The organism is Nitrospirota bacterium (assembly GCA_037386965.1).
Taxonomy (GTDB): domain Bacteria; phylum Nitrospirota; class Thermodesulfovibrionia; order Thermodesulfovibrionales; family JdFR-86; genus JARRLN01.
This window is the reverse complement of sequence record JARRLN010000001.1, coordinates 79,041-86,783: the sequence shown is the minus strand read 5'-3', so window position 1 is coordinate 86,783 and position 7,743 is coordinate 79,041. Positions and strand designations below refer to the sequence as shown.

Below are 7,743 nucleotides of genomic sequence, written 5' to 3'. Positions count from 1 at the left end.
GCACAGCAGCGCACATAACCTGTACTTACATTAGTAAGGACGGCTGCCGAAAGTATGTGAAGCGGATTACAGAAGGGAAGGATGGGGAGGGGGACCTTTTTATGCACTTTTGGGCTATAATGCCAAGGTGGAAATCGTTGATTTCAAGAACAAATTGCGTGCCCTGGCCGCGAAATTCGAGAGGAGAGGAAGATATTCGAAGAATCCTCCAAAATTAGTTGGTAAGAGGGTATTTCTAAGGGTTCTGCCCATGATAATTTGAGGATTACTAAAGGGAATGAATTATAGAGGCTCTTATAGAAAACTCCTTGATAATGCAAAGGCTGCCATGGTTGCTGCCATAGAGATTTATAATAAGCCTATCTTCAAATACAGGGACGAGTGTTTCATAATTTTACTCTTGAATGCTTGGGAACTGGCCTTGAAGGCTCTTTTGTCAAAAAATGGACAGTCCATCTTTTATCCGAAGAAAAGAAATCAACCATACAGGACTCTATCTTGGAAGGACGCATTGACGAAGTCAGAGGTTCTCTTTCCAAAGAGCATCCCTTCTTTGCCTGTAAGAAGAAATCTTGAATTACTAAGTACTTATCGGGATAATGCAGTTCACTTCTATAACGAAAAAGGATTTGGAATCCTTGTATGTGCACTTGCCCAAACAAGCATAATTAATTTTAAGGACCTTCTGGCTGAAGCCTTTGATGCAAAGATAGAAGAAGAGGTTAATTGGCAACTGCTGCCACTTGGGTTTTCAACGCCAATTGACCCTATAGCCTACATATCAGAAAAGACGAACAGAGAAAAACCTACCAGAGCTGTGAAACAGTACTTATCCGAATTGGCTGAATCCGTCGATGAAGTGCAAAGAAATAATTATGATACGGGCCGACTGTTGACCGTTTTTAGTGTGAAACTTGAATCAACTAAGAAAATAGAGCGCGCTGACGTTGTCGTGGGTCTCGAAGGCGTGGTAAAGTCAGGCGGACCCTTAGCCATAGTCAAGACTCAGGATCCAAACATTACTCACCCATTGAGGCAGAAAGACATAGTTGATACAATCGCAAGCCTTCACGGCTTTAATTTTACGTCACATGTATTCCAGGCGATTGTGTGGAAGTATAACCTGAAGGAGAAGGCTGAGTATTGTTGGCAAGCCGAGGAGGGAGTTTTAACTAAGTATTCGAGAGACGTGATTGCTTGGGTGAAGCGTCTCACGAAGGCCGACATCGAGGATGCTTTAAAGGACTATAAGTCGCACCTTCGAGCAAAGAGGGAGCGCAGCAATTAGGCACCGGCTGTTTGCACGGTGTAACAGTCGTATATCAGCAACAAGCGCAGCACATCTTTCATGTATAATCAACCCCATGTTCGGACCTCTCCGCCGCCTCTATGACTGGGTGCTGCACTGGGCCGAGACGCCCTACGGCTCGCCGGCCCTGTTTCTTCTGGCCGTGGCCGAAAGCAGCTTCTTCCCCGTCCCCCCGGACGTCCTGCTCATCGCCCTGGGGCTTTCCATCCCCCGGAGGTCTTTTCGCTATGCCGCGCTCTGCACCGTGGGCTCCGTGCTGGGAGGCGCCCTGGGGTATTACCTGGGGACGGCCTTCTGGGACCTCATCGGGGAGGGGATACTCTTTCATTACGTGGACCGGGCCGGGTTTGAGGCCGTGCGCGAGTACTTCCTGCAGTACGAGGGCTGGGCCATCGCCGTGGCCGGCTTCACCCCCATTCCCTACAAGGTCTTCACCATCTCCGCCGGGTTCTTCCGGGTGAACTTCGGCGTCTTCATGCTGGCCTCGGCGCTCTCGCGGGGGGCCCGGTTCTTCCTCATCGCCGCTCTCATCTATGTCTTCGGCCCCTCGATACGGAGCTTCATAGACCGCTACTTCAACGCCCTCACGGTGGCCTTCATGGTGCTTCTCGTCGGCGGGTTTCTCCTCATCCGCTACGTCCTCTAGCCCTCCACGGGGGCACAAAAAGTGTGCAAACCGGCTTGTGAAACCACGGTGGGGCGGATTATAATTGGTGAATGGGCGAGGTGTGTCCGGACTGTAGGCAGGCCCCGGAGCTTTGCACATGCTGTGCCGGATGAGGGCACGTGTGCCCCCTGGAGCGGGGGGAATTATTCTGCCCGGTCTGTAAGCCCGAGCCCCGCGGGCAAAGCAGGGGAGGGTAGGCGCGGAGCGCCTTGACTTTAAAGGATAAATCAGGTAGCATATTCTTTCTTTTGGTTCTTTAAAAAAATGAAGATCCAAGTCTCACGGATACCCGAAGAGGGTCTGGACATAGAGGGCGAAGAGGCGTTTGTCGACGAGGATGCGGGGCCTGTCACGGCGAAGGTGAGCCTTCGGGTCGAGAAAGTCGAAGAGGACGTCCTCATGAGGGGAGAGGCCACGGCCGGACTCCGTCTGGTTTGCAGCCGCTGCCTCAAGGAGTTCGAGAGGGACCTCACCGTCCCCCTGGACCTTGCCTTCTCCCCCGAGAAGGAGATGGGCGAGGAAGAGGAGCACGAGCTGGCCGAGGAGGAGATGAGCACCGGCTTTTACAGCGAGGACGAAATCGACCTCGCCGAGGTGGTCCGCGAGCAGATGCTCCTGAACATCCCCATGAAGTCCCTCTGCGACGAGGCGTGCAAGGGCCTCTGCCCCCACTGCGGAGCGGACCTCAACGTAGAGACATGCGCCTGCGGGACCAGGGAGGTCGACCCCCGTCTCAAGGCTCTGGAGAAGTTTTTCAAGAAGGGAGAGAACTAGGAATGGCAAACCCGACACACAGACATACCCGGTCCCGGCGGGACAAGAGGAGGGCAAACTGGAAGGGGCAGAGCCCCAATGTCATCCTCTGCCCCGAGTGCGAGGAGCCCAAGCTGTCCCACCGGGCCTGCCCTCACTGCGGGTCGTACAACGGTCGGAAGGTCCTGGAGATAGTCGAAAAAGAGGCATGAAAATCGCCCTTGACGCCATGGGCGGTGACTTCGCTCCGGCGGTCACCGTCGAAGGTGCCGTAGAGACCGTCAACGAGCTGCCCGACACGGAGGTGGTCCTCGCCGGCGACGAGCCCGCCTTGCTCCGAGAGCTTTCCTCAAAGAAGTATCCCCAGGGGAGAATATCCATCGTCCACGCCACCGAGGTGGTGGGCATGGAGGAGCCGCCCTTGCAGGCGGTGCGGAAGAAGAAGGACTCCTCCCTCCGGCGTGCCGTGGAGATGGTCAAGGCGGGCCAAGCCGATGCCGCCGTAAGCGCCGGCAACTCCGGGGCCATGATGGCCCTGGCCCTCTTTCTCCTCGGGCGGAGCGAGGGGGTGGAAAGGCCGGCCATAGCCACGGAGATGCCCTCCTTTGAAAACCCCTTTCTCCTCCTGGACGCCGGGGCCAACGTGGACTGCAGCGCGGAGAACGTCCTTCAGTTCGCCTTGATGGGGGACGCCTACGTGCGGCTCGTCCACAAGGTGCCGCGTCCCCGGGTGGGCCTTCTGTCCATTGGCGAGGAGCCCTCCAAGGGCAACGAGCTCACCAAGGAGGCCTTCAAGCTCCTGGAGAAATCCTCCGTGAACTTCATCGGCAACATAGAGTCCCGGGCCGTTTTTCTGGGGCACGCCGACGTGGTGGTCTGCGACGGCTTCGTGGGCAACATCTTCCTGAAGACCAGCGAAGGGCTCGCCGAGGTCGTCCTGAAGATGATACGGCGCGAGATCGGCGCCTCCAGGGTGGGCAAGCTCGGCTATCTCCTCATGAAGTCCGGCATCCGGAATTTCAAGAAGAAAACCGACTATGACGAGTACGGCGGCGCCCCTCTCCTGGGGATACGCGGGACCTGCTTCATAAGCCACGGGCGCTCCAGCCCCAAGGCCATCAAGAACGCCCTCACCAAGGCCGCGGAGTTCGCCCGCACCCGGGCCCACGAGGCCATCTCGGCCGAGATCAGGGAATACCATGCATCGGGAAAGACCCCCGTTGCGGGCTAGGGTCGTCGGGACGGGCTCCTACACGCCCGGGCACGTCCTTACCAACCACGACCTGGAAGAGATGGTCGATACCTCCGACGAGTGGATTACCGAGCGCACGGGCATCAAGGAGAGGCGGATTGCGGCCGAGGACGAGAACACGAGCGACCTGGCCTACGAGGCCTCCGTCCGGGCCCTCAGGGACGCCGGCGTAAAGCCCAAGGACGTGGACCTGATTGTGCTCGCGACCATGACTGCCGACATGCCCGTTCCCGCCACCGCGTGCATCCTGCAGAACAAGCTCGAGGCGAAGCGGGCCGTCGCCTTCGACGTGGGGGCGGCCTGCTCGGGTTTCCTCTTCGCCCTTTCCGTGGCCGAGAACTACGTGAAGACCGGCGCCGCCGGCCGCGTCCTGGTCGTGGGAGCGGAGGTCCTTTCCCGGTTCGTAAACTGGCAGGACCGGAGCACCTGTGTGCTGTTCGGCGACGGGGCGGGGGCCGTTGTCCTGGCGCCCGCCGAAGGGGATGAGGGCATCCTCTCGGTGGAGCTTCACTCCGACGGCTCCCTGGGCAACCTTCTCTGCCTGCCCGGGGGAGGAGCCCGGAGCCCGGCCTCCCCGGAGAGCCTCCAACAGGGGCTTCACTATATCCACATGAAGGGCAACGAGCTCTTCAAGGTCGCGGTCAAATCCCTGGAGAAGGCCGCCCTGGAGTGCCTGAAGAAGAACAAGATGAAACCCTCGGAGGTCTCCCTGCTCGTCCCGCACCAGGCCAATCTGCGGATAATCCAGGCCACCGCGAACCGCCTGAAGCTCCCCATGGAGCGCGTGATGGTAAACCTGCAGACGTACGGAAACACCTCGGCGGCCTCCATCCCGCTGGCCCTGGACGAGGCCGTCAGGACCCGGCGCGTGCGGGACGGCGATTACGTCCTCATGGAAGCCTTCGGCGGCGGGCTCACCTGGGCCTCCGCCCTTGTGAAATGGGCGGCCTGAGGAGCCGCTTCCAGCAAATAAAAAAAGAGGGCCCCTCGAGGGGCCCTCTTTTTTTCATGCGCGTCAGGCTTTGATGAGCTTTTGCAGTATCTCCAGGGGCAGGGGGAGGACGGTGGTGTTGTTGGGGCTTCCGGACATCTCCGACATGGTCTGAAGATACCTCAACTGGATGGCGATGGGCTCGGTGGCGATGACCTGGGCGGCCTCGGTCAGCCTCTTGGACGCCTGGTACTCGCCCTCGGCGTTGATGACCTTCGCCCTCCGGAGACGCTCCGCCTCGGCCTGCTTGGCTATGGCCCTCTGCATCTCCTCCGGGAGGTCCACGTTCTTCACTTCCACCGCGCTGACCTTTATGCCCCAGGGCTCGGTCTGGTCGTCTATGACCTCCTGGAGCTTGGCGTTCAGCTCGTCGCGCTTGGAGAGAAGGTCGTCAAGCTGGCTCTGCCCGAGAATGCTCCGAAGGGCAGTCTGGGCGAGCTGGCTGGTGGCGTAGAAGTAGTCCTCCACCTCCGTGATGGCCTTGGCAGGCTCCATGGGCCGGAAGTACACCACGGCGTTGACCTTCACCGTAACGTTGTCCTCCGTGATGACGTCCTGCGGGGGGACGTCCATGGTGATGGTCCTCAGGCTCACCTTCACCAGCTTATCCACGCCGGGGATTATGATGATAAGCCCCGGTCCCTTGAGGGGGACAAGCCGCCCCAGCCTGAAGACGACACCCCGCTCGTACTCCCTCAGCACCTTGATGGCCGAGAAGAGAAAGAAGGCCACGAACAGGATGATAACGACAAAGACCGTAAAGCCTGTTCCCATGTCGGGCATTGCTGCACCTCCCCTGTTGTTATGTGGATGTTTTCCTTACCTTGAGCTTGAGCCCGTTGGCCGATTCCACCGTCACCGGCTCACCCTTGGCAATGTGCTCGTCGCTTACGGTCGACCATATCTCCCCGTGCACGTTCACTTGTCCGCCCCGGGGGGTTATGTCCGTCACGGCCTTTCCCCTGAGTCCCACCAGGCCCTCAAGGCCAGTGGAGGGCCGGGCCTTGTGGGCCTTTATGATGAGGCCGATAACGATGGTAAAGAAACCCGCTGTGAGAGCAACCGCGGTGACCACCACGGAGAGGGAGAGCTTGAAGAACGGGCCCGCCTCAAAGAGCATGAGGGAGCCGATGGTCATCGATATGATGCCGCCGATGGTGAGGGCGCCGAAGGAGGTCACCTGGGTTTCGAGAATGAAAAGGACGATGGCCAGAAGCACGAGCAGAAGCCCCGCATAATTAACGGGCAGGGTCTGCAAGGAGTAGAACGCCAGGATAAGGCTGATGGCCCCGACGACCCCGGGGAAGATGGTCCCGGGGCTGACCATCTCGAAGAATATACCGTAGAACCCGAGAATCATGAGCATATAGGCCACGTTGGGGTTGCTGAGGAAGTCAAGCACCTTGTAGCGGAAGCCCATCTCCTCGCGCACGACGTGCGCCCCTGCGGTATTGAGCCTCTTCTCCCCGGCGGCTGTCTCCACGGTCATCCCGTCCATCTGCGCCAGCAGCGACTGGACGTCCGGTGCCACAAAATCGATGACGTTATTTTTCAGGGCCTCCTCTTCGGTGACCGAGACGCTCTTTCTCACGGCGTCCTCGGCCCATCGGGCGTTCCGGCCCCGGCTCTCGGCCAGAGAGCGGATGTAGGCGGCCGCGTCGTTGGCAACCTTCTCGGCCATGGTCTCGTCCATCTTTCCGCCCATGGCCACGGGGTGGGCGGCGCCGATGTTGGTCCGCGGGGCCATCGCGGCCACATGGGCGGCGATGGTGATGAAGGTGCCCGCGGAGGCTGCCCGTGCACCGGGCGGCGCCACGTAGACCGCCACAGGCACGGTGCTGGCGTTCATCTCCTTGATGATGCTCCGCATGGACGTATCCAGCCCCCCGGGGGTGTCAAGCTCCATGACCAGGGCTTCCACGCCCTGCCGTTGGGCCTTCTCGAGCTTTCTCGTGATGAACTCGGCCGAGACCGGGCCGATGACACTCTCCACGGTGATGACCATGACCGTAGGGATGTCTCCCCGTTCGCGGCCTTCCTGTGCCCCGGGGGAACTGCCGGCAGGGGCCAGAAACGCCCCGGTGCCCAGAAGAAGGAGAAGCAGCAGGGATGCTCGTTTCAACATATATGATTATAACAGAAGAGTTTCCCCCGGACGTGTGCGCGCTCCCGCGCCTCAGCGGTAATTGACGAACTCCATGTGAAAGTCGAAGTCCCGTTCCTTCAGGGCCTGGATGACGGACTGCAGGTCGTCTATGTTCTTCCCTTTCACCCGCAGCTGGTCTTTCTGGATCTCGGTCTGCACCTTGAGCTTCATGTCCTTTACGAGCTTGGCCAACTCCTTGGCCCGCTCGGTGGGTATCCCCTGCTGAAGACGGACGACCTGACGCACGGTGTCGCCCGCTGCCTGTTCGACTTTCCCGTAATCGAGCGACTTCAGGGCTACGCCCCGTTTGACCAGCTTGCCCTGAAGAATGTCGATTACGCTCTTGAGCTTGTGCTCGTCGTCGGAGAGCACGGTTATCTCCGCCTTGTCCCTGTTGAGGTCGATACTGCTTTTGCTCCCCTTGAAGTCGAACCTCTGGGATATCTCCTTCCCGGCCTGGTTGACGGCGTTGCTGACCTCCTGTATGTCCACCCGGCTCACGATGTCGAAAGAGTGCTCAGCCGCCATGGTCCCCTCCTTCTTCGAGCTTAAAATTATGATGATTATACCGTATATTGCAAGTGCGCAACAACGCTTATTTTCCGGGCGGGAGGTGAAAATTATT

At 59.0% G+C, this 7,743-nt stretch carries 10 protein-coding genes; 7 read left to right on the top strand and 3 right to left on the bottom strand.

The features are described 5' to 3' along the window. Positions 1–127: 127 nt before the first annotated feature. From P8Y39_00380 to P8Y39_00350, 7 genes are all read left to right on the top strand, one after another. A complete protein-coding gene (locus P8Y39_00380; protein ID MEJ2190787.1) occupies positions 128–262 on the top strand; it encodes a hypothetical protein in 135 nt (44 codons plus the stop codon). 15 nt (positions 263–277) lie between these two features. Continuing rightward, positions 278–1,288, top strand: a complete 1,011-nt coding sequence (locus P8Y39_00375; GenBank protein ID MEJ2190786.1) for a DUF3644 domain-containing protein — start codon at positions 278–280, stop codon at positions 1,286–1,288. Between the two features lie 76 nt (positions 1,289–1,364). Beyond that, the gene (locus tag P8Y39_00370) at positions 1,365–1,955 is read left to right on the top strand and encodes a DedA family protein (protein MEJ2190785.1); all 591 of its coding nucleotides are present in this window, start codon (positions 1,365–1,367) and stop codon (positions 1,953–1,955) included. A gap of 285 nt (positions 1,956–2,240) precedes the next feature. Continuing rightward, positions 2,241–2,750 carry a DUF177 domain-containing protein gene (locus P8Y39_00365; protein ID MEJ2190784.1) on the top strand — a complete coding sequence of 170 codons (510 nt, stop codon included), beginning with the start codon at positions 2,241–2,243 and terminating at the stop codon, positions 2,748–2,750. Positions 2,751–2,752: 2 nt separating this feature from the next. After that, a complete protein-coding gene (gene rpmF / locus P8Y39_00360; GenBank protein MEJ2190783.1) occupies positions 2,753–2,941 on the top strand; it encodes a 50S ribosomal protein L32 in 189 nt (62 codons plus the stop codon). Next, positions 2,938–3,960 carry a phosphate acyltransferase PlsX gene (plsX, locus tag P8Y39_00355; GenBank protein MEJ2190782.1) on the top strand — a complete coding sequence of 341 codons (1,023 nt, stop codon included), beginning with the start codon at positions 2,938–2,940 and terminating at the stop codon, positions 3,958–3,960. Before rpmF ends, plsX begins: the two co-directional genes overlap by 4 nt. After that, on the top strand, positions 3,929–4,933 hold the full coding sequence (locus tag P8Y39_00350) for a ketoacyl-ACP synthase III (protein ID MEJ2190781.1): 1,005 nt from the start codon (positions 3,929–3,931) through the stop codon (positions 4,931–4,933). The genes plsX and P8Y39_00350 overlap by 32 nt, the downstream gene beginning before the upstream one ends. Positions 4,934–4,996: 63 nt before the next feature. Here P8Y39_00350 and P8Y39_00345 read toward each other — a convergent pair whose 3' ends face one another. From P8Y39_00345 to P8Y39_00335, 3 genes are read right to left on the bottom strand one after another with little or no spacing between them, the layout of a single operon-like run. After that, positions 4,997–5,755 (bottom strand): slipin family protein, encoded by a 759-nt coding sequence (locus tag P8Y39_00345; protein MEJ2190780.1) that lies wholly within the window; start codon positions 5,753–5,755, stop codon positions 4,997–4,999. A gap of 19 nt (positions 5,756–5,774) precedes the next feature. Continuing rightward, positions 5,775–7,097: a nodulation protein NfeD gene (locus P8Y39_00340; GenBank protein ID MEJ2190779.1), complete on the bottom strand. Its 1,323-nt coding sequence runs from the start codon at positions 7,095–7,097 to the stop codon at positions 5,775–5,777. Between the two features lie 51 nt (positions 7,098–7,148). Continuing rightward, a complete protein-coding gene (locus P8Y39_00335) occupies positions 7,149–7,646 on the bottom strand; it encodes a YajQ family cyclic di-GMP-binding protein (GenBank protein ID MEJ2190778.1) in 498 nt (165 codons plus the stop codon). Positions 7,647–7,743: the final 97 nt, after the last annotated feature.

Bases quoted from the DNA above. Each gene is read 5' to 3' on its own strand.
- P8Y39_00375 (MEJ2190786.1), top strand. From the start codon at position 278: ATGAATTATAGAGGCTCTTATAGAAAACTCCTTGATAATGCAAAGGCT.
- P8Y39_00370 (MEJ2190785.1), top strand. From the start codon at position 1,365: ATGTTCGGACCTCTCCGCCGCCTCTATGACTGGGTGCTGCACTGGGCC.
- P8Y39_00365 (MEJ2190784.1), top strand. From the start codon at position 2,241: ATGAAGATCCAAGTCTCACGGATACCCGAAGAGGGTCTGGACATAGAG.
- rpmF (MEJ2190783.1), top strand. From the start codon at position 2,753: ATGGCAAACCCGACACACAGACATACCCGGTCCCGGCGGGACAAGAGG.
- plsX (MEJ2190782.1), top strand. From the start codon at position 2,938: ATGAAAATCGCCCTTGACGCCATGGGCGGTGACTTCGCTCCGGCGGTC.
- P8Y39_00350 (MEJ2190781.1), top strand. From the start codon at position 3,929: ATGCATCGGGAAAGACCCCCGTTGCGGGCTAGGGTCGTCGGGACGGGC.
- P8Y39_00345 (MEJ2190780.1), bottom strand. From the start codon at position 5,755: ATGCCCGACATGGGAACAGGCTTTACGGTCTTTGTCGTTATCATCCTG.
- P8Y39_00340 (MEJ2190779.1), bottom strand. From the start codon at position 7,097: ATGTTGAAACGAGCATCCCTGCTGCTTCTCCTTCTTCTGGGCACCGGG.
- P8Y39_00335 (MEJ2190778.1), bottom strand. From the start codon at position 7,646: ATGGCGGCTGAGCACTCTTTCGACATCGTGAGCCGGGTGGACATACAG.